A 21,207-nucleotide genomic window follows, 5' to 3' on the forward strand; every position below is an offset into this window, starting at 1 on the left:
GGAATAAAAACGCGTCTGTAGAAATAATACATACAAATCAGGTGGTTAAAACGATGGCGCTCTCTGTATGCGGAATGACGAATTTCGACATGAACCTGGTGGAATTATGGCTATATGGCGGATTAAGCGCGTCTTTTCTTTTGGATGGAGTTCGGTCGAGAGAATTATTTTTCTCTTATTCCGTGGTGGGGGGATGTATCCGGCTGAATTTACAGGAGAGTGGTGAGGAGTTTGGTTCCCATGACGATGAGCAGCAGGGCAAAGCTCTTTTTCAGTTTTGCCACCGGGAGGCTGTGGGCAAGGCGTGCCCCGATGGGGGCGGTGACAACGCTTGCCAGCGAAACGCCGGCAAGGGCGGGGAGGTATACGAAGCCGAGGGACCATGGGGGGAGTGCGCCGGCAGCGAGTCCGTTGACCGCATAGCCGGCCGCTCCTGCCAGGGCTATGGGGAAGCCGATGGCGGCAGAGGTGCCGATGGAATTGTGCATCGACATGTTGCACCAGACCATGAACGGGACCGACAGGCTCCCGCCGCCGATTCCAACGAGGCTGGAAACCCAGCCGATGATCCCTCCGACCCCGAACATTACCCCCGTTCCGGGTATCTGGCGGGAGGGTTTTGGCCGGATGTTGAGGAGCATCTGGGTAGCCACGTAGTAGATGAAGATCACAAAGAAGACCTTGAGGGCTGTGGTCGAAAGCTGGGCTGCCACCCAACTGCCGGCCAGGGTCCCGGCGACGATGCCGGCGGATATCCGGCGCACAACCTGCCAGTCCACGGCGCCCCGCGCATGGTGGGCCCGCAGGCTTGATATGGACGTGAAGATGATGGTGGCGAGGGATGTCCCCAGTGCCAGGTGGGCTATGTAGGGGGCCGGGAGTCCCTGGGAGGTGAAGAGGAAAGTCAGGACCGGCACGATCACGATTCCTCCCCCGACACCGAGGAGTCCGGCCAGAACGCCCGCAAAGGCGCCCAATCCAAGGTAAGCCAGCAGAAACATCGCTATTCCTTTCCTGCTTTATGATTCTTGCCGTTCTTGCTGTTGCGCTCGTAATCTCCCCTTAACCGCTCCAGTCCTTTGCGGAAGCTTTCGGCGTCGCCATACTCGAAGAAGCGATTGTAGCGGGGATGCGGCGCCAGGATGCGCCGGGCGTGCTTTATGGGGCACCAGAACTGTTCTGTCCGGGCAGCCACCTCCCGCAGATAGGCAGCAAGGCCGTTGGCGTAGGAACAGTAGAAACAGTTGAATTTTTCGATCACGTTCAGATAGGGGAGGTCTTCGCGGTCGAAGACCAGGTAGTCGCGGCGGCGCACTTTGGGGATGCCGTAGACCGGGAAGCAGATTGCCTGGTAGGTGGTTATGAAAACGTCGAGGAAGAGAAAAACGATAAAACCGGAATAGATGATGGGGGCGCTCAGTATGGCAAGGGGTTGTGCCTCCATAACGTAGCGGAGTGCCCCCGTTTTGAGCCGTCGCTGCTGCTCGACCACTTCCCGGGCGAAACGAACCCGCTTTTCCTCGATGATGAGATGGAATTCCTCCCGCTTTTTCTCGAATTCGGCTTCGAGTTCTTCTTCAAGCGTCTTGATCCGGTCAATGATCTCGTTGATCCGATAATCCATTGGGGCTCCTTTAGTGATTGGCGAAATTAGTTATACCCGAAACCTCCCGGTTTGTCGCGGGTATTTGCCTTGTCTGGGCGGTTGTTGCATGGACGATGGGGGATGGGCGGGTATACTTGGTAACGTTGGCAATCACATGACGTCGGCAGCGGCGGGAGGTCTGAGATATGATTGTTGGAGTGCCGCGGGAGATAAAGACTCACGAGTACCGGGTCGGCATGACTCCGGCCGGGGTGGCGGAGCTGGCGCGGGAGGGGCTCAAGGTTCTCGTGGAAACCGGGGCCGGCGAGGGGAGCGGATTTGCCGACGAGGAGTACCGGCAAGCAGGTGCTTCGGTCTGCGGCAGGGAGGAGGTTTTCGGTCAGGCGGAACTCCTGGTGAAGGTGAAAGAACCGCTCCCGTCCGAGTACGGCCTGCTGCGCCAGGGGCAAACCCTGTTCACCTACCTGCACCTCGCCCCCAATCGGCCTCTTGTTGAACTGCTCCTGAGAAAAGGGGTTACGGGAATCGGATACGAGACCCTTAGAAAAGGGGAGGAATTGCCGCTACTCACCCCCATGAGCGAAGTGGCCGGCCGGATGGCGCCGCTGATGGGTGCCTATTATCTGCAGCGGTTTCTCGGGGGGGCCGGGGTCCTCCCGACTGGGGTGCCTGGCGTGCCGCCCGCCCGCGCTCTCATCCTCGGCGCCGGCGTGGTTGGCTTCGGCGCGGCGCGGGTCTGTTCCGGGTTGGGCATGGAGACGATCGTCATGAACCGCGGGAGTGGCCGCCTCCAGCGTCTCGATGAGATTCTGGCGGGCAGGGTGCGGACAGTGGTCCTGAACCGGGACGCCTTGGCGGAGGAGCTTGCGAAGGCCGATCTGGTCATTGGCGCGGTGCTGGTGCCCGGTGGCCGGACGCCGCTTCTTATTGACCGGCCGGCCCTGGCGACGATGAAGCGTGGAGCCGTCATCGTCGATGTTTCCATCGACCAGGGGGGGTGCGCCGAGACCAGCCGCCCAACAACCCACGACGATCCGGTTTACTTGGTGGACGGAGTCATCCACTACACGGTGGCCAATATGCCCGGGGCCTACCCCCGCACCTCGACCCTGGCGCTCACCAATGCCACGCATCCTTACGTTAAGGCGCTGGCCGTGCAGGGGGTGGAGGATGCGCTCCGGGCGGATTCCTCGCTGGCGGGAGCCGTCAATACACGGCGCGGCGGCATCGCCCATCCGGCATTGGCGGAGGCCCTGGGGGAGCCCCTGGCGGAAACGCTTGCGACATGACGGCATAGGGCTTCATATGCTTGACTAATCATTGGTTTTCGATTATTTTGTGCTATTCGCAACTTTTACCAACTGTTGCCATTTTAAGACGGAGTCATAAATCATGGACATGGACGAGAAAGACGTAATCGAGTCGACTGAAGAAGAGAGCTTTGCGGAGCTTTTCGAAAAGAGCAATAGCGAGAGCACCCGTTTGCGCCCCGGTTCGAAAGTGGAGGGGAAAGTCCTCAAAATCGGTGCAGACTGGGTATTCCTTGACATCGGCAAGAAGGGCGAAGGGGTGATGGAGCGCAAGGAACTTCTTGATTCCGAGGGGAACCTGACCGTCGCCGAAGGCGATACCATCACCGCCTGGTTTGTCGGAAACATTCGCAGCGAGATGCGTTTCACCACCAAGATGACCGGTGGGGCCGCAGCCAACGCACAGCTTGAAGAAGCTTACCGCTCGGGCATCCCCGTCGAAGGTTACGTGGTAAAGGAAATCAAGGGTGGTTTCGAAGTCAAGGTGGGTGGCTCCAGGGCTTTCTGCCCCTTCTCCCAGATTTCGCTTCGCCGGGCCGAGAATCCGGCGGAATTCGTGGGCAAGAATCTTCTCTTCCGGGTTGCCGAGTATGGCGAGCGGGGGCGCAATATCGTTCTTTCCCACCGGCAAATCCTTGAAGAAGAGCAGCGGGCCAAGCGGGAGGCCCTCAAGGAAACTCTCAAGGAAGGAATGACGGTCAGCGGCACGGTGACCCGGTTGGCTGATTTCGGCGCCTTTGTGGACCTGAACGGGGTCGATGGCCTCATCCCCATCTCCGAAGTGGGGTGGACCAGGGTCAAGCACGTTCGCGACGTCCTTTCCGTGGGTGACCAGGTGAGCGTGGTCATCAAGAAAATCGACTGGGAGAGCGGCAAAATTTCCCTGAGCCTCAAGGATACCCTTGCCGACCCCTGGTCGACCGTGGCTGAGCAGTTCCCCGAGGGGTCCTACCATACCGGCACTGTGGCGCGCCTTGCGGCTTTCGGGGCATTCGTGACCCTCGCCTCCGGCATCGACGGGCTGCTGCACATCTCCAAGCTCGGCAAAGGCAAGAGGATCAACCATCCCAGTGATGTGCTGAAAGAGGGTGACACGGTCGAGGTGAAGATTGACGGTGTTGACCGGGAATCCCGCCGGCTGTCGCTGGCCCTGGCCGAAGTGAGCCGGGCTGCCGAAGAAGAGGCGAAAAGCGTTGCCTCTTTCCGCCAGCAGACCACGTCGGATTCGAAGGAGTCCATGGGCTCTTTCGGCGATCTCCTGAAGGCCAAAATGGAAGAGAAGGGGTAGGTGACGAAGCAGTCCAACTACATAACACCGGAGGGGGCGAAAAAACTCCGCGATGAGCTTACCTGGCTCTGGAAGGAGGAACGCCCCCGCGTCACCCAGGGCGTCTCCGACGCCGCCGCCGAGGGGGACCGCTCGGAAAACGCCGAGTACATTTACGGCAAAAAAAGGTTGCGGGAGATAGACCGCCGCATCCGCTTCCTCACACAGCGCCTCGACCACCTGACCGTGGTCGAGGATCCTCCCCCCTCCAACGGAAAGATTTTTTTCGGGGCCTGGGTCAAGATTGAGTCCGAAGATGGTGATGAGGTGGTCTACCGCATCGTCGGCCCCGATGAAACCGATGCGTCACAGGGATTCATCAGTATGGATTCTCCCATGGGAAAGGCGCTTCTCGGACGCAGCGAGGGGGATGAGGTTCATGTCTTACGTCCCGCCGGGGATGCGGTTTTCGTCGTACTCGAAGTAGCCTACCAGCCACTATAGACTAAGAACTTGTCCGTAAATAAGCTTTGCGGTCCCGCATCCCGTCTTCGCGGCATCTTTACCTCGGCCTCAATCGCAAAATCCTCAACGTAGCCTTGCTACGCCTGCGGTTTTGCTCAATCGGTCGAGTCAAATCTACCCCAAATCGGGGCGCGGTCATCGCGGCAGTTATTTACGGAAAAGTTCTAAAAACAATTCAGGATGCAGCGGAGAACCATGCAGCGGATTTCCCCCGGTGCCGACTTCCGTTTCTGGTCTCCCCAATTTCTTCCGGAGGGTTCCCCATGTACGTCGTCATCCTTGCCGGTGGCTCCGGCACCCGCTTCTGGCCCCTTTCCCGCAAGCTGCACCCCAAGCAGCTTATGTCGGTTTTCGGGGGCAAGTCTATGCTCCAGCGAACCGTGGAGCGTGTCCTGCCCCTGAGCCCTAAACGCATCCTCGTGATAACCAACCGCCTCCAGGCGGAGGAAACCCGGCGCCAGCTGGAGTACCTGCGCGGCGTCCGGATTGAGGTTATCGAGGAGCCGGTGGGGCGCAATACTGCCCCGGCCATCTGCCTGGCCGCCACGCTCATTGCCCGGCACGACCCGGAAGCGGTGCTGGCGGTCCTGCCCGCCGATCATTTTATCCGCGATGAAGAGGAGTTCTGCGTTACCCTCCAAAGAGGGCGGGATTCGGCCCAGAACGGTTATCTCGTCACCCTCGGCATTGCCCCGGACCGCCCCGAGACCGGTTATGGCTACATCGAGGCCGAAACCGAACTGCGCGGCAGTGGACCCTATCCCGTAAAGCGTTTCGTGGAGAAGCCCGATAAAGAGCGGGCACTGGAGTTTCTGGCCGCGGGCAATTTCTACTGGAACAGCGGCATGTTCCTCTGGCGGACCGATGTGATTCTCGACAGTATAGCTGTGCACATGCCTGAAATGGCCAGAGCCTTTTCAAGCATCGCCTTTTCACCGGAAATATGGGAGTCCGCCGATCTGGCGCCGCAGATCGAAGCCGTTTACGCCATGGTTGCCGGCGAGTCCATCGACTACGGTGTCATGGAGAAGGCCGATAACGTTGAGATGATTCCGGCAAATTTCGGCTGGAGCGACGTGGGGAGCTGGAACGCGCTTCCCGAGGTGCTCGAGCCCGACAATGACGGCAACGTGATTATCGGCTCCCCGGAAACGATAGTTGCCGACACGACCGGTTGCGTCGTCAGCGGCTCGAAGGTCATGGCGCTGCTCGGGGTGAGGGACCTCGTCGTGGTCGATACGCCCGACGCGCTCCTGGTTTGCGCCAGGGAGAAGTCGCAGGATGTGAAGAAGGCCGTGGAGGAGCTTGAGCGCCGAGGCCTGAAGCGGTTCCTGTAACAGCCGCCTCACTTGCCTGTGCCGGACGCCTGTCTGCCGGCACTGTCTGAAATTGCTCCCAACGCGAGGTTTTTGTGGACTATCAGATACTTCAGGACATGGAAATACTCTTCGGGTTGGCCATCGCCACAGTCCTCATCCTGCGCCGATTGATGTTTCCCTCCATCATAGGTTTTCTTGCCACCGGCATCCTGGCAGGCCCCCATGCCCTGGGGCTCATCAAAAACACCCACCAGGTTGAACAGATGGCGGAGATCGGGGTGGTGCTCCTTCTCTTCACCATCGGCATTGAGTATTCCCTCAAGGAGCTGATGCGGATCAGGCATCTGGTGCTATGGGGCGGGGGGATGCAGTTGGGATTCACCATCGCCATTGTGGCCTTGCTTGCCTCAGTGTCCGGAATCCCGCTGCCCCAGGCAACTTTCTTCGGCTTTCTCGTGGCGCTCTCCAGTACCGCCATTCTCATGAAACTCCTCATGGATAAGGGTGAGATGGACGCCCCCCACGGCAAGATGTCTCTGGGAATTCTGATTTTCCAGGATCTCTGCGTGGTGCCGCTCATGCTTTTCACCCCCTTCCTCGGGGGGGCCGGCAATGGTTTCCAGGGGATACTGCTGGTGTCGGTCAAGGCCGTCGCAGTGGTTGTGATCGCCCACTTCGGCTCCCGCTTCGTGGTGCCGTGGATATTTTCCCAGGTGGTTAAGGCCCGCAGCCGCGAGCTTTTCATTCTCACCATCATCTTCATCGGTTTCGGCACTGCCTGGCTCACGGCCCAGGTGGGGCTCTCCCTGGCGCTGGGAGCGTTTATCGCCGGGCTTGCCATCTCCGAATCGGAGTACAGTCACCAGGCCCTGGGCGATATAATCCCCTTTCGCGATGCCTTCATGAGTCTGTTTTTCATCTCTGTCGGGATGCTCCTCGATCCGGCCGTGGTCCTGTCGCAGCCGTTGCTGGTCGTATCCCTTGTTCTGATTATCCTCATTGTGAAGACCGTCGTCACGGGGGGGGCCGCAATGGCCCTCGGCGTGCCTGCCCGGGTTGCCATTGTTGCGGGGCTTGCCCTGGCGCAGATCGGGGAATTTTCCTTCATCCTCTCCCAGGCCGGTATGGAGCATGGGCTCCTCACCCAGGAGATGTATCAGGTTTTCCTGGCTGCATCCATCGCCACCATGGCTTTGACGCCGCTTTTCCTCAAACTGGGATCTCCTCTGGCCACCTGGCTGGTGGGAGTTCTTCCTGCCCCACTCGCCCGTGGCCGGGGGGCCCTGGCAGGGAAAGAGAAAAAACTCTCCCTCAAGGACCATGTGGTCATCGTCGGTTTCGGCGTCAACGGCAGGAATCTCTCGCGGGTTCTGAAAGCTCAGAAAATCCCCTACGTGATCATTGAGACGAATCCCTTTACCGTTTCCGCCGAGAAAAAGAAGGGTGTTCGCATCATGTTCGGCGATGCTTCCCGGCCCGAAGTCCTGACCCATGCTGCCGTGGAGGAGGCCCGCATCGTCGTCATAGCCATCTCGGACGCTGCCGCCAGCCGCCGTGTGGTGGCCCAGGCGCGCCAGATGAACCCGTCATTGCATATAATCGTCCGTACCCGATATATCCTTGAAATGGAACCCCTGTACAAGATAGGGGCCAACGAGGTGATACCCGAGGAGTTCGAAACTTCCATCGAGATTTTCTCCCGGGTGCTGCGCAATTTCTTGATACCGGTGGACCAGATCGACCATTGCGTTACCGAGATACGGCGAGGCTCCTACGACATGTTCCGCAGCCTGAGCCGTCGCCACAGTCACGCCGTAGGCATTGCCGGTTACCTCTCCGGCGCCGAAATCGGCAGCTTCCGGGTGAAGAAAGGCTCGCCACTCGAAGGGGAGAGCCTCAGCCACGGAACTCTGAGAAACCGCTCCGGTGCGACCCTACTGGTTATCAAACGGGGCGACGAGGTTACTCCCAACCCGGACCCAGTATGGGTCCTTCAGGAGGGGGATATCGTGCTGCTGCTCGGCACGCCGGAGCAGATGGCCGCCGCTGGCAGGCTCTTCGATGCGCCGAAGGCGCGAGGGGGGACGCAGGCGGCTGTGGCCACAGACAGACCCGACACTACAGACAGGAGGAAACAATGAAAAAAGTTCTCGTAACCTATTACTCCCTCAGCGGCAACACCGAGAAGATGGCGCGGATGATTGCGGACGGGCTCGTCACGAAGGATCTTGCCGTCGATCTGAAGAAAGTGGATGAGGTGGCCATCGATTCGCTCCCCTCCTACGACGGATTTATCATCGGTTCTCCCAATTACTTCGGCACCATGGCCTGGCCGGTTAAAAAATTCGTGGACGAGAGCGTCAAATGCTTCAAGAAGCTTGACGGCAAGGCGGCTGCCGCTTTCACCTCCGAGGGGATGATCGGCGGAGGAGGGGATACGGTGGTGCTTGATATCCTCAAGGCGTTCCTCATCCATGGTTGCATTGTCCAGGGTCTTACCTCCGCCGGACATTACGGCCCCGTGGCCGTCGGTGCTCCCGATGGGCGGATTGCAACCGAGGTGGGCGTGCTGGTGGATAAATTCGCGGCGTTGGTGAAGCGTATCTGATGATGGCAGGAGAAACCTACAACGGGGTGGCGGGGCTGGAAAACGCCCGCCGGTTCCGGGAACTGATGGAGCAGTGGCTTGCAGACGGCAGCTTCGACGCGAAGCTGCCCGAAGTGGCCCGCCTGCGTGGCGTTCCCCAGCCCGAGCAGTACCACGCCGAAGGCGACGCCTGGACCCACTCCATGCTAGCCATCGATGCCGTTCCCGATGACGCCGACCCCCGCGTTTTCTGGGGCGTCCTTCTCCACGACATCGGCAAGGCCGAAACCACCGCCTACATCAAGGGGAGGTGGCGTTCCTGGGGACATGCCGAAGCCGGCGCCAGCCTGGTTCCGGCCATTATGGCACGGATCGGTCTTCCGCAACTTGCCGACGACGTGGCCTGGCTCGTCAAGCATCACACCTTCCACTTCTCGTGGAACCTGTCCCCTGGAGCCCGCCTCTCTCCGAAACAGCGCCGCTTCACAGAGCATCCGCTGTTTCCGCTGCTCCTTGAGGTTTGCGATGCCGACGCTGCCGGTTCCCGCGGCGGAAGCGATAAGGGTGTCAAGATTGGCCAGCTTGCCGAGATGTTCGGTGACGTTACAAAAGGGTGGGCTGATCCCCGTTGAGGTTATTCATGGACGTGTACGCCGGGCAATGCATCATGGCCGTGCTGGTCCGGTAAGGGGCATACGATGGGACAGACATTCAGGCCGCGACGGCCGGGGAGTCCGCCGGCAAAGACCCAGGCGGAACTTGACGAGATGGTGCGGCGCATGCGGGGAGAGCAGTCCTCGCCCGCCAATTACCGGGAGCAGTCCCTGAAGATCCATGGCTGGATTTGTGCCAAGTGCGGCCGGGAGTTCGATCTGTCCAATCTGCACCTTCTCACGGTGCACCACCGGGACGGGAATCACCACAACAATCCCCCCGACGGGAGCAACTGGGAGAACCTCTGCGTCTGGTGCCACGATGACGAACACAGTCGCGGCGTGCTGGGGGAGTACCTGAAAGGCGGTGATGGGAAGAGGTGACCTGCCGTTCATTGCCTTGCCCCCGGTTCTGTGCTAAAAAACCAGAAGTTTTTGCGTTGCAAGAGTGATGAGGAAGAGGGAGCAGGCCGATGCCGGGCAGAAAAACAGCTTCACCCGCCAACTCTGAATGGCTGACCCGCCGCACTTTGGTCGATCCCCAACTGTCTGCGGCCGGTTGGAGGGTTGTCCCCTTCGATTCTGCTAAACCCCTGTCGGAGCTTGACTGTTCCGCCATCGTCGAATATCCCACCGACAATGGTCCCTCCGACTACGCCCTTTGCGTTGCCGGCAGAATACTCGGCATTGTTGAGGCCAAAAAACTCTCCCTTGGCCCACAGAACGTCCTGACCCAGGCGGAGCGGTACTCCCGGGGTATATCGTCAAACCCTCTGCGTTTCGGCTCATACCACGTCCCTTTCCTCTACTCCACCAACGGCGAAGCCATCTGGCACCACGATATCCGTCACGAGTTCAACCGCTCGCGCCCAGTCGCCGCCTTTCACTCTCCGGCTGCATTGCAGGAAAAACTCCAGAGTGACTTCGGGGCCGCATGCAGAGCGCTCCTGGCCCTCCCCAACGACCACACGAGATTGCGTGACTACCAGATCGAGTGCAACGGAGAAATAGAGAAGGCCATCGACCAGCGGAAACGCCATATGCTGGTGGCAATGGCGACCGGCACCGGCAAGACCTTCACCATGGTCAACGAGGTCTATCGCCTCATGAAGTCAGGCGTTGCCCGGCGCATCCTCTTTCTGGTGGATCGCCGTGCCCTGGCGGCCCAGGCGGTGCGCTCATTCGCCTCCTTCGAGCCGGAGCCGGGGCTCAAGTTCGACAAAATCTACGAGGTCTACAGCCAGCGCTTTCAGGCTGAGGATTTTGATGAAAACGAGAAGTTCGATCCCAAGGTGCTCCCCAACAGCTACCTGACCGACTCCAGGCCCGGCACCACCTTCCTCTATGTCAGCACCATCCAGCGGATGACCGTCAACCTCTTCGGCAAGACAGCGGCCTTTGGAGACGAGGAAGGCGTGGGCGAGGATGACGCCATCCAGCTTCCCATTCCCATTCATGCCTTCGATGTCATCATCGCCGACGAGTGCCACCGGGGCTACACTGCCAGCGAATTGGCAATCTGGCGGGCAACGCTGGACCATTTCGATGCCGTCAAGATCGGGCTGACCGCCACTCCGGCAGCACACACCACCACTTACTTTCGCGATGTGGTTTTCCGGTATGAATACGAGCGGGCGGTGCGCGAGGGGCACCTGGTGGACTACGATCTGGTTGCCGTCAGGTCCGAAGTGCGGATGAACGGCACGTTCCTGAAAGAGGGGGAACTGATCGGGCGGGTTGATACCGAAACCGGCTCGGAACAGATGGACTACCTAGAGGACGAACGGAACTACGATGCCGCCGCCGTGGAGCGTGACGTTACCGTTCCCGACTCCAACCGGAAGATCCTCCAGGAGATCAAAAAGTACGCCGAGGAGCACGAACAGCGCTACGGCCGTTTTCCCAAGACCCTGATCTTCGCCGCCAATGACCTTCCCCACACCTCCCATGCTGATCAGCTTGTGGAGATGGTCTGCGACGTCTTCGGCCAGGGCGATTCCTTTGCCCGGAAGATCACCGGTCGGGTCGACCGCCCCCTGCAGCGGATTCGCGAGTTCCGCAACCGACCCCAGCCGTCCGTTGCCGTGACTGTCGACCTTCTCTCCACCGGCGTTGACATCCCCGACCTGGAGTTCATCGTCTTTCTCCGTCCGGTCAAGTCCCGCATTCTCTTCGAGCAGATGTTGGGGCGCGGCACTCGTAAAGGTGAACGGTGGAAGGACAAGTCACACTTCACGGTCTTTGACTGCTTTGACGGGACGCTTCTGGCCTATTTCCGCAACGCCACCGCCATCACCGCCGAGAAACCCGCTTTCAGAAGCCGGACCATCGCCGAGATCGTCGAGGATATCTGGCAGAACCGGGATCGGGAGTACAACGTCCGCTGCCTGATCAAGCGGCTCCAGCGCATCGCCAAGGAGATGTCAGGCACGGCCCGTGAACAGTTCAGCGCCTTCATCCCCGACGGGGACATGGAGCGGTACGCCGAGGGGCTTCCCGAGTCCCTCCGCAAGGACTTCACCGGTGCAATGAACCTGCTACGAAACAAGGAGTTCCAAGGTCTGCTGGTCAACTACCACCGGCCGGAGCGGACGTTCCTCAGGGGGTACGAAGCCGCGGACCAGGTATCCAGCGTCTGGATGGTACGGGATGTGGACGGCAACGACTATAAGCCCGAGGATTACCTGACTGCCTTCAGTCGCTACATTACCGAGCACGAGAACGACATCGAAGCGGTAAGTATTCTTCTCAAGCGGCCGGCTGGTTGGAGCATGGAGGCCCTCACCGAACTGCGCCACAAGCTTGTGGCTGCACCCATGCGGTTCAGCGAGGAAAAGCTGCAGAAGGCCCATGAGTTGACCTATCACAAGGCGATGGTGGATATCATCTCCATGGTCAAGCATGCAGCCAGGGAGGATGAAGAGCTGTACACCGCCCAGGAGCGGGTGCAGCGGGCCATGATGCGGATCAGCGGCAACCAGGCGTTTACGCCGGAGCAGATGGAATGGCTGGACCGTATCCGCATCCATCTGGTACAAAATCTTTCCATCAGCCGGGATGATTTCGACGACATCCCGGTCTTTTCCCATGTGGGGGGCTGGGGGCGGGCCAACAAGGCCTTCGCCGGCCAGCTTCCTGAACTTCTCAAGAAAATAAATGAGGCAATTGCGGCATGAGTGACGTTGTAAACAAACTTTGGGGATTCTGTCACACCCTTCGCCATGACGGTATCGACTATGGTGATTACATCGAGCAGTTGACCTATCTGCTCTTCCTCAAGATGGCCGATGAGCGGGATATCGACCTGAAGCATATGTCGTGGAATAACGAGAAGGGGGAAAAGGTCACCACCGACTGCAGTTGGCCGGCCTTGGAGTCCAAGGCGGGGACGGCTCTGCTTGACCACTTCAGCGACGTGCTCCGGGCGCTCTCCCGTCAGACCGGGCTCCTGGGGGATATCTTCGCCCAGTCCACCTCCCGCTTCAGTAACCCGGTCAACCTCAAGCGGATCGTGGCACTCATCGACGATGAGGAATGGACCTCCATGGAGGTGGACGTAAAGGGGGCTGCCTTTGAGGGCCTCCTGGAAAAGGCGGCCAGCGAAGGGAAGAAGGGGGCGGGGCAGTACTTCACCCCGCGAGTCCTCATCCAGTCAATCGTCAGGGTCATGCGTCCCGACCCTCGCGGTAAGGCTGAGTTCAGGATCTGCGACCCCGCCTGCGGCACCGGCGGCTTCCTGGTCTGCGCCTACGAGTGGCTGGTACAGGAGAGCAAGGGGGTATTCGACCGGACCGACGCCAAGCGCATCCGCACCGCCACCTACTACGGCCAGGACCTGGTCCCCCGGCCCCGCCGCCTTGCCCTCATGAACCTCTACCTGCATGGCGTCGAGCCCCATATCTACCTGGGAGACACCATCTACGAGCCTGCCCGCGGGGAGGATTACGACGTGGTGCTTACCAATCCTCCCTTCGGCACCAAGGGGGCCAACCAGGCTCCGGAGCGGGAAGACTTCACCATCGAGACCAGCAACAAGCAGCTCAACTTCGTCCAGCATGTGGTTAACACTCTCAAGCCCGGCGGCCGGGCCGCCATGGTGCTTCCCGACAACTGCCTCTTCGAGGGGAAGGCCGGCGAGGTGTTCGAAATCCTCATGCAGGACTGCAACCTGCATACGGTCCTGCGGCTTCCTCGGGGCACCTTCACTCCCTACAGCCAGGGAGTCAAGGCGAATGTGATTTTCTTCCAGAAGGGGTTTCCCACGGAAACCGTCTGGATCTTCGACGCCCGCTCCAACGTCCCCGGCATCACCAAGAAGGACCGTCCCCTGACAGACAAGCATTTTGTCGAGTTCGAGGCCTGCTACGGTAAGGACCCCAACGGCCGCTCCCCCCGCGTTGACCTGGGGGAAACGGGGCGTTTCCGCTCCTTTTCCCTCGAGGAGATCCGGGAGCTGGACTACAAGCTCGACATCACCTGGCTGAAGGATGAGTCCCTGGAGAGCGGCGACGAGCGTCCCGAGCCCCAGGATCTGGCCGCTGAGGCTATTACCGAGCTGGAGGCGGTGGTGGATGATCTGCGGGAGATCGTGGCGCTGCTTGAGCGGGAAGAGGGGGTGGAGGTTTGAGCGGGTTGCCGCAGGGGTGGGTGAAAGTTCCGATTGCCGAATTATTCGAGTTCAAGTACGGCAAAGGGCTCCCTCAAGAAAAGCGCAACCATGGAGAAATCAATGTTTATGGGTCTAATGGTGTTGTCGGTCAGCATGACGATGTTGTGACGCATGGGCCGACCATAATTATTGGGCGGAAGGGTTCTGTCGGTGAAGTTCATTTGAGCCAACAACCCTGCTGGCCGATCGATACCACTTATTTCATAGACCAATTCCCAGCTGGACTGCCACCGCAATATTGGGCACTTTATCTGAAGTCGCTTTGTCTTGGACAACAAGAAAAATCGTCTGCGATTCCAGGAATAAGCCGCGAAGATATATACAAAATTAAAGTTCCGCTTCCTCCCCTCAAGGAACAACGCCGCATCGTGGCCAAGCTGGAAGAACTGCTGGTAAAGGTGGACGTAAGCCAGAAGCGGCTGGAGAAGATTCCGCTTATCCTCAAGCGCTTCCGCCAGGCGGTGCTGGCCGCCGCCTGCTCCGGACGGCTGACGACGGATTGGCGGGAGGAGAACACGGACTGTGTAGGGGCGAACCTTGTGTTCGCCCAAAAAGAAGGGCAATCACAAGGATTGCCCCTACAAAACGGGGGTGAGGGGGAGGAGTTGCCGGAGGGGTGGGAGGTAACCTGTGTCAGCAAGCTTGCTTCATTGATCACAAGCGGCTCTCGTGGCTGGGCACAATACTATGCAGATTCCGGTTCGATTTTCATACGTGCCCAGAATATAAACTCCGATTTTCTCGATCTATCGGACGTAGCTTATGTCCGTTTGCCGGATCAGACCGAAGGGCTACGGACAAAAATTCAAAAGGACGATCTCCTTATTACAATTACGGGTGCAAATGTTACGAAATCAGCCCGGGTTTCCGATCATCTCGGTGACGCTTACGTTAGCCAGCATGTTGCTCTTGTTCGCCTGAAAGACATAAGTCTGAGTCCTTTCCTTTTTTTGTTCATTGTCAGCTCTGCACACGGTAGGGCGCAGTTGCTTGATGCTGCGTATGGGCAAGGCAAGCCGGGCCTCAATTTGGATAACATCCGAAGCGTCAGAGTTCCTCTCCCCCCTCTCCCCGAACAACACGAAATCGTCCGCTGCGTCGAAGCCCTCTTCACCCTGGCCGACCAGCTCGAAGTCCGCTACCAAAAAGCCAAGGCCCACGTGGACAGGCTTACCCAATCAATCCTCGCCAAGGCCTTCCGGGGCGAACTGGTGCCCCGGGACCCCGCCGATGAGCCGGCATCGGTGCTGCTGGAGCGGATACGGGCGGAGCGGGCGAAATCCGCACCGGCACCACGAAGCAAAGTAACACCCCGTCCGGCCCAAAAGACGTACACGTCGAAACCCGAGCCGCTCCCCCTGGCCGCAGAGCCCGCCGTCGCCTATGGCCCCACCATCCCCGACCGCATCCTCTCTGCCATGCAGCCGGGCCGCGACTACTCCCGCGCCGACGTTACCGTCGCCAGCGGCATTACGGATGCCGAATGGCTCTGGGCAATCCGGCAGCTGAAGGAAGAGGGGAGGGTGCGGCAAACCGGCGAACGGCGGGGAGCGCGGTACCGTCGCGCATAATCTCTTGATGATAAAAACTGTATACCTGGTTGACAAAAGTTGACGGCCTGTATACAGTTTGTCCATGACAAACAAACTCAACATCGAAAAGCTGTCGTCCCAGGCAGAAGCTCTGGGCCACAACCAATCCTCACTCGCAAAAGCTCTGGGCGTCTCCCGCGAAACCGTCTCCCAATGGTTCAAGCAGGAGAAGTACCCCCGCCCCGACAAGCTCCTCAAGCTGGCGCGGTTGCTCGAACTCACCTTTTCCGAACTGGTTATCAAGCTCCCGGCACCCAATGAGCCGGTCGTTGCCTTCCGGAAAAAGGGGGCTCACAAGATTACCCCGGAGTACGTGGAGCAGGCCAGGGATATGGGGCGCATCCTGGAAACGCTCGTTCCCTATCTTCCGTTTGACGACCTCGCCCAGCCGGCAACCCTCCGGAAGCCGGTCAACGAGTATGAGTACGTGCACAAGGCGGCTCGACGGGTGCGGGAAGAGGTCGGAGTGCATGAGGCGGAGGAAATCCATTTCGATAAACTGATCGACTTCTTCGGCAGGCTCCATGCGGTGCTGATCCCGGTGCTCTGGGAGCACAAGGACAAGCACGAAAACGCCCTCCATATCCATCTCCCCGAGTCACTTACCACCTGGATCTACCTCAACCTCGACTGTAAGCTGCACGACTTCAAGTTCTGGATGTCCCATGAACTGGGGCATGTGCTTGCCCCGCAGCTTCAGGGAGACGACGGAGAGGATTTTGCCGAGGCATTCGCCGGGGCGCTGTTGGTCCCCAGGGAACTTGCCGAAAAGGAGTATGCCCGGCTGTCACGATTGCCCGTTGTGGGAGCTCAGGTCAACCGTATCAAGGAGGTTGCCGAGCGCCTTGTGATTTCGCCGGTTACGGTTTACATGGAAATCAACAAGTTTGCTGCATGGAGCAATCAACCTGCTTTAGAGTTTGACATCCACGGGGCAAATGCCAACTTCAACAAATCGTTCAAGCCGGTAAGCGAGATTCTGTTCGGCACCAAGGAGCCTTCTGCTTCCCGTTATGTTGCCTGTGCCAGAGAGTATTTCAACAGCCCTTTCTTCGATATACTCGGAACGTACCTGAAAACACACCGCAAGTCGGCGAGCTTCGTTCAAAGCATCCTCAATATACCTTTCCTCGACGCCCAGAACGTATATGAGGAGCTTTGCCATGCCGCAAAGTAAAATCCTCATTGATACCAACGTCTATTTCCGGTTGGCGCAGAGTATTCGACCGCTCCTCAAGGTGGAATTCGGGGAGTTGCGGTACTGCTTGTATGTAATCAAGGGACTGCAGGCCGAGTACAACAAGAATCCCCGTCTTCGTAACAGGTTCCCGTGGGTCAATGATCCGGATTATGCGGAAAACCGCTCCCATCGCCTCCAGGTCTCAAAGAAAGAGAAAAAGGAAATCGATCAGGCGTTCGACTTCATGTTCGACCATGCCAGAACCGAATATCCGGGGGTGTCTCGGGTGGATGTCACCGTCCTTGCCCATGCCTACGTGCTCGGCGTACCTGTCGTGACCGACGATGCAGATATGTTGGCTTTGGCTGGCGACTTCGGAATCAATACCATGAAGACGTTGGAATTGTTGAAGCTGATGCTGGATTGTGGCCATGTTGACATGGACAAGGTGAGGGAGATTGCGGGGTATTTGACCCATCAGAATGACCGCCCCAAAGACTTCAGGGCAGATTGCAGGCGGCTATTCGGCGAAGATCCTCCCGGCAGATAATGTGGTGTCATTCAAGATTGTCATGTTGAGGAGTTGGGGAAAATCTTCCGGCAACAGAAACAAAAAGCCCCGGTCTGCGGAGACCGGGGCTTTTTTGCGTATGGTACGGTGAGATTACTTCCCTTTGCCCGTGAGGCGCACCAGGGCTTCCATGTACTTCTCGCCGGTCTTCTTGACGATCTCTGCGGGAAGTGGCGGTGCCGGGGCGGTTTTGTTCCAGTCGAGGGTCTCCAGGTAGTCCCGCAGGAACTGTTTGTCGAAGGAAGGCTGTGCCCCCCCGGGCTTGTAGCTGTCCTTGGCCCAGAAGCGGGAGGAGTCCGGCGTCATGCACTCATCGATGATGATCAGTTCGCCGTTGTAGATGCCGTACTCGAACTTGGTGTCGGCAATGATGATACCCTTGGCGTCGGCGATGTCCCTGGCCCGTTTGTAGATGGCGATGGTGACGTCACGGACTTTTTCAGCCAGATCTTTGCCCACCAGTTCCGCCATCTGATCGAAGGTGATGTTTTCGTCGTGGGTGCCGATCTCAGCCTTGGAGGAGGGAGTGAAAATCGGCTCTTCAAGCTTGTCCGACTCCACGAGTCCTGCGGGGAGCTTGATTCCGCAGATGGCGCCGGTTGCCTTGTAGTCCTTCCAGCCGGAGCCGGAGATGTAGCCGCGCACGATGCATTCCGCGGGGAGGGGCTTTGCCTTCTTTACCAGCATTGAGCGCCCTTCCAGTTCGGCTGCGTACTTCTGGCACTGGGCCGGGAAGTCCTTTACTTCGGTGGAGATGATATGGTTCGGGATGATGTCTTCCATCTGGCGGAACCAGAAGGCTGAGATCTGGGTCAGCACGTAGCCCTTGTCAGGAATCCCCTCGTTCATGATAACGTCAAAGGCGGAAATCCGGTCGGTGGTGACGATCAACAGCGTTTCGCCCAGGTCGTAGATGTCCCGGACCTTGCCGCGGGCCACAAGTTTCAGGTCGGGGAAGTCGGTCTTGAGAACCAGATTTGCCATGGCTCAGTCTCCTTTTTTCGTAATTCTTCTGTGATGGTGCCCGCTACTGTTCCTGAAGGGCGGGATTTATCTCGATCTTTGCTTTTGCGCGCAATTCCCTGAGCCACTTTTTAAGTTCTTCCTCCTGCTTTACCGGAAGAAGTTCCCGCTTTATTCCCTCTTTCTCGGCAGGGAAGGCGGCAGCGTTCAGTTCGGTACGCTCCTTGAGGCTGTAAGCGATCCAGCTGTTGCCGATTTTAACCGGAGTTTTGGGAGAAGGAGCCTGTGGTGTCAGCGCGAAGGCCGATTCCATAAGTTCGGGGGAGATTCCCGCCACGGGAATATTCCCCTTGGCATCGAAGGCAAAGCTTCCGGTCTCTTTCAGTGCCAGGCCGGCGGAGTCCCCTTTGGCAAGCTTCGCCTGGGCGTCTTCGGCCTTTTTCCTGGCCAGTTCCAAAGCTTTCGCGGCTTTGGCTTTTTCTTCGACTTTGGCGCGAATCTGGGACAGGGGGGGGACGTCGGCAGGTTTACGCTCCTTGAGTTTCAGGATGTAAATCCCTTTTGAAGTTTCCACCGGGCCTGCCAGCTCGTTCGGCTTGAGGAGAAATGCCCGTGTCAACAGATCCTTTTCACCGGCAAGCGCCGGTGCGGGATTCTGTGCGGTGAACAGTTGCGTTTCAGTAACGGCTGAACCCAGTTCGCGGGCCACGGAGGCCAGATTCCCCGCTGCCTTGTTTTTGTTCAGGGATGCTGCGGCCAGTTCGTAAGCCTTCTGCCCCGCATGGAACCGAAGCGCGTCGGCCTTCACCTGCTCTTTAACTTCCGCAAGGGGGAGAATGCCCCCTTTGCCCTGATAGCGATCGATATTCTTCTGATACCAGGACTGGATGTCCGCTTCGGTGACGGTTACGGTTCCGGCCACCTTGGCCGGGTCTGCAAGAACGTAGGATATGCTTATCTGTTCCTGGGTTTTGAACGCGTTCTGGTTTTTGGCCAGGTAATCGGTCAGTTCCTGATCGGAAAGCTTGATCTCCCTTTGTACCTCTGCGGGGGAAAAGACTGCAAACCGGAGGTTGATGCGGTCGTTCTTCTTCTTGAAGAACTGCCGGGCCGCCTCGTCGGTGACCTGGGCCCTGGCCTTGATCTGATCCTGGGCCTTCTTGACCATTAGCTCGTCTTTCTGGCTTGCCTCGAACTCCTTGGGGGCGATCCGGTTCGCCTTGAGAACCTGGAAGTACTGATCGGAATTGAATGCCCCGTTTGCCTGGAAGGCGGGCATGGCGGCTATTGCCTTCTGGACCTCGTCTTTCGAGACTTTGATTCCCATGTCCTTGGCGGCGTTACGCATGAGGGTCGCATCGATCAGGGAGTCAATGGCCTGTTGTTTCAGGTTGAGCTGTTTCTCCACTTCCGGGGTGAGGGCCGGTCCGTAAATTTGTGCATATATGTCACGCAGACGGTAGAAACTCCGCTGGAAATCCTCATAGCTGATTTTAGTGCGGTCGATCTTGATGGCATAGCTCGACGGAGTGAGCCCTTCATCACCCCTTCCCCAAACCAGGAAAATGGTGCCGATGAAGCTGAGGACGATGATGCCGAATACCACCTTGATGACAATCGACTGCTTGTACTTACGCATAATGCCGAGCATTCGAGGAAACTCCTTTGCGTCGCAGAAATCGGTGTTATATCCCGTGAAACAATGGGTTCGCATAGTACTATAACCTGCCTGCCAAAAGCAACATGAATACAACTTGCCCAGCTTTTCCCCCTTGCGCGCATAGGCCATTTCTGCTAGGATGCAACGCTTCGAAAAAGCTCATTTTAGCGCGTGATGAAAGGGATTAGCGCATGCTTAAGATATTTGATGCCCTCTTCGGGCTTTTCTCCAACGATTTGGCCATTGACCTCGGAACCGCCAATACCCTCGTCTACCTCAAGGGGAAGGGTATCGTGGTTCGCGAACCGTCGGTGGTGGCCGTCCAGAAGATGAACAGCGGCCAGCAGAAGGTTCTTGCCGTCGGCATGGAAGCCAAGAAGATGCTCGGCCGGACGCCGGGGAGCATTACCGCCATCCGCCCCATGAAAGACGGGGTCATCGCCGACTTCGATATTACCGAGGAGATGCTCCGCTACTTCATCCATAAGGTGCACAACCGCAAGACCCTGGTCCGTCCCCGCATCGTCATCTGCGTCCCGTCGGGCATCACCCAGGTGGAGAAACGGGCCGTGAAGGAATCGGCGGAGTCGGCCGGTGCCCGGGAAGTATACCTCATCGAGGAGCCCATGGCGGCTGCCATCGGAGCCGGGCTGCCGATTACCGAAGCTTCCGGCAACATGATCGTCGACATCGGCGGGGGCACCACCGAGGTGGCGGTTATCTCCCTGGCAGGCATCGTTTATACCAAAAGCGTACGGGTGGGTGGCGACAAGATGGACGAGGCCATCGTCCAGTACATCAAGCGCAAATATAACCTCCTCATCGGCGACCGCACCGCCGAGCTCATCAAGATCGAGATCGGCGAGGCCTATTCCCTGGGCGATGTGCGCCCCATGGAAGTGAAGGGACGCGACCTGGTTTCCGGCATCCCGAAAACGGTGGTGATAAATTCCGATGAGATTCGCGAGGCCCTGTCCGAGCCGGTCAATGCCATCGTGGATGCGGTTAAGATCTGTCTTGAGCGGACTCCCCCCGAACTGGCTGCCGATATCGTCGACAAGGGAATCGTCCTGGCGGGGGGCGGAGCGTTGTTGCGCAACCTGGACGCCCTCCTTCGCGAGGAGACCGGCCTGCCGGTCGTAACCGCAGAGGACCCGCTTTCCTGTGTCGTCCTCGGATCGGGTAAAGTACTCGACGAGTTGAACCTGCTCCGGCGGGTGGCCGTTTCTTCCTGACGTATCCCTGTCCGCCGCACTATCCGGTGCGGGGGACATACCAGTTATAAGCCGCATCGACGAGGTGCCG

At 58.6% G+C, this 21,207-nt stretch carries 18 protein-coding genes; 14 read left to right on the forward strand and 4 right to left on the reverse strand.

Annotation, left to right across the window (positions count from 1 at the left end):
• Positions 1 to 209 precede the first annotated feature (209 nt).
• On the reverse strand, positions 210 to 1,001 hold the full coding sequence (locus JZM60_RS10505) for a sulfite exporter TauE/SafE family protein (protein ID WP_207162373.1): 792 nt from the start codon (positions 999 to 1,001) through the stop codon (positions 210 to 212).
• 2 nt (positions 1,002 to 1,003) lie between these two features.
• Positions 1,004 to 1,624, reverse strand: a complete 621-nt coding sequence (locus JZM60_RS10510) for a hypothetical protein (protein ID WP_207162375.1) — start codon at positions 1,622 to 1,624, stop codon at positions 1,004 to 1,006.
• A 167-nt stretch (positions 1,625 to 1,791) separates the two neighbouring features.
• On the opposite strand from JZM60_RS10510, the gene ald reads away from it, so the two are divergent.
• The 13 genes from ald to JZM60_RS10575 all read left to right on the forward strand — a co-directional run bounded on the left by ald (position 1,792) and on the right by JZM60_RS10575 (position 17,258).
• Positions 1,792 to 2,895 carry an alanine dehydrogenase gene (gene ald, locus JZM60_RS10515; protein WP_207162377.1) on the forward strand — a complete coding sequence of 368 codons (1,104 nt, stop codon included), beginning with the start codon at positions 1,792 to 1,794 and terminating at the stop codon, positions 2,893 to 2,895.
• 103 nt (positions 2,896 to 2,998) lie between these two features.
• A complete protein-coding gene (rpsA, locus tag JZM60_RS10520; protein ID WP_207162379.1) occupies positions 2,999 to 4,204 on the forward strand; it encodes a 30S ribosomal protein S1 in 1,206 nt (401 codons plus the stop codon).
• Complete coding sequence (greB, locus tag JZM60_RS10525) at positions 4,205 to 4,687, forward strand: transcription elongation factor GreB (RefSeq protein ID WP_207162386.1); 483 nt, start codon at positions 4,205 to 4,207, stop codon at positions 4,685 to 4,687. It begins immediately after the preceding gene.
• Positions 4,688 to 4,971: 284 nt separating this feature from the next.
• On the forward strand, positions 4,972 to 6,045 hold the full coding sequence (locus tag JZM60_RS10530; protein ID WP_207162389.1) for a mannose-1-phosphate guanylyltransferase: 1,074 nt from the start codon (positions 4,972 to 4,974) through the stop codon (positions 6,043 to 6,045).
• A 74-nt stretch (positions 6,046 to 6,119) separates the two neighbouring features.
• Positions 6,120 to 8,168, forward strand: a complete 2,049-nt coding sequence (locus JZM60_RS10535) for a monovalent cation:proton antiporter family protein (RefSeq protein WP_207162390.1) — start codon at positions 6,120 to 6,122, stop codon at positions 8,166 to 8,168.
• Positions 8,165 to 8,635 (forward strand): flavodoxin family protein, encoded by a 471-nt coding sequence (locus tag JZM60_RS10540; protein WP_207162392.1) that lies wholly within the window; start codon positions 8,165 to 8,167, stop codon positions 8,633 to 8,635. Before JZM60_RS10535 ends, JZM60_RS10540 begins: the two co-directional genes overlap by 4 nt.
• Positions 8,635 to 9,246 (forward strand): HD domain-containing protein, encoded by a 612-nt coding sequence (locus JZM60_RS10545; protein ID WP_207162394.1) that lies wholly within the window; start codon positions 8,635 to 8,637, stop codon positions 9,244 to 9,246. Before JZM60_RS10540 ends, JZM60_RS10545 begins: the two co-directional genes overlap by 1 nt.
• A gap of 66 nt (positions 9,247 to 9,312) precedes the next feature.
• Positions 9,313 to 9,651, forward strand: a complete 339-nt coding sequence (locus JZM60_RS10550) for a YajD family HNH nuclease (RefSeq protein WP_207162396.1) — start codon at positions 9,313 to 9,315, stop codon at positions 9,649 to 9,651.
• Between the two features lie 89 nt (positions 9,652 to 9,740).
• A complete protein-coding gene (locus JZM60_RS10555) occupies positions 9,741 to 12,443 on the forward strand; it encodes a type I restriction endonuclease subunit R (RefSeq protein ID WP_207162398.1) in 2,703 nt (900 codons plus the stop codon).
• Entirely contained in the window at positions 12,440 to 13,894 is a 1,455-nt protein-coding gene (locus tag JZM60_RS10560; protein ID WP_207162400.1) for an N-6 DNA methylase, read from the forward strand. Before JZM60_RS10555 ends, JZM60_RS10560 begins: the two co-directional genes overlap by 4 nt.
• 20 nt (positions 13,895 to 13,914) lie before the next feature.
• Complete coding sequence (locus JZM60_RS16925) at positions 13,915 to 15,507, forward strand: restriction endonuclease subunit S (protein WP_420907839.1); 1,593 nt, start codon at positions 13,915 to 13,917, stop codon at positions 15,505 to 15,507.
• A gap of 64 nt (positions 15,508 to 15,571) precedes the next feature.
• The gene (locus JZM60_RS10570) at positions 15,572 to 16,705 is read left to right on the forward strand and encodes a helix-turn-helix domain-containing protein (protein WP_207162405.1); all 1,134 of its coding nucleotides are present in this window, start codon (positions 15,572 to 15,574) and stop codon (positions 16,703 to 16,705) included.
• Complete coding sequence (locus JZM60_RS10575; RefSeq protein ID WP_207162407.1) at positions 16,692 to 17,258, forward strand: hypothetical protein; 567 nt, start codon at positions 16,692 to 16,694, stop codon at positions 17,256 to 17,258. The genes JZM60_RS10570 and JZM60_RS10575 overlap by 14 nt, the downstream gene beginning before the upstream one ends.
• Positions 17,259 to 17,372: 114 nt before the next feature.
• Here the strand turns inward: JZM60_RS10575 and JZM60_RS10580 are convergent, their stop codons facing one another.
• Both JZM60_RS10580 and JZM60_RS10585 read right to left on the reverse strand, forming a co-directional pair.
• Positions 17,373 to 18,263, reverse strand: a complete 891-nt coding sequence (locus tag JZM60_RS10580) for a phosphoribosylaminoimidazolesuccinocarboxamide synthase (RefSeq protein ID WP_207162409.1) — start codon at positions 18,261 to 18,263, stop codon at positions 17,373 to 17,375.
• A gap of 43 nt (positions 18,264 to 18,306) precedes the next feature.
• Positions 18,307 to 19,893, reverse strand: a complete 1,587-nt coding sequence (locus JZM60_RS10585) for a peptidylprolyl isomerase (RefSeq protein WP_207162410.1) — start codon at positions 19,891 to 19,893, stop codon at positions 18,307 to 18,309.
• Positions 19,894 to 20,093: 200 nt separating this feature from the next.
• Here JZM60_RS10585 and JZM60_RS10590 point away from each other — a divergent pair, with 200 nt between their 5' ends.
• Positions 20,094 to 21,137, forward strand: coding sequence for a rod shape-determining protein (locus JZM60_RS10590; protein ID WP_207162411.1), 1,044 nt, complete (start codon positions 20,094 to 20,096; stop codon positions 21,135 to 21,137).
• Positions 21,138 to 21,207: the final 70 nt, after the last annotated feature.

It is taken from the genome of Geobacter benzoatilyticus, assembly GCF_017338855.1.
Classification (GTDB): domain Bacteria; phylum Desulfobacterota; class Desulfuromonadia; order Geobacterales; family Geobacteraceae; genus Geobacter; species Geobacter benzoatilyticus.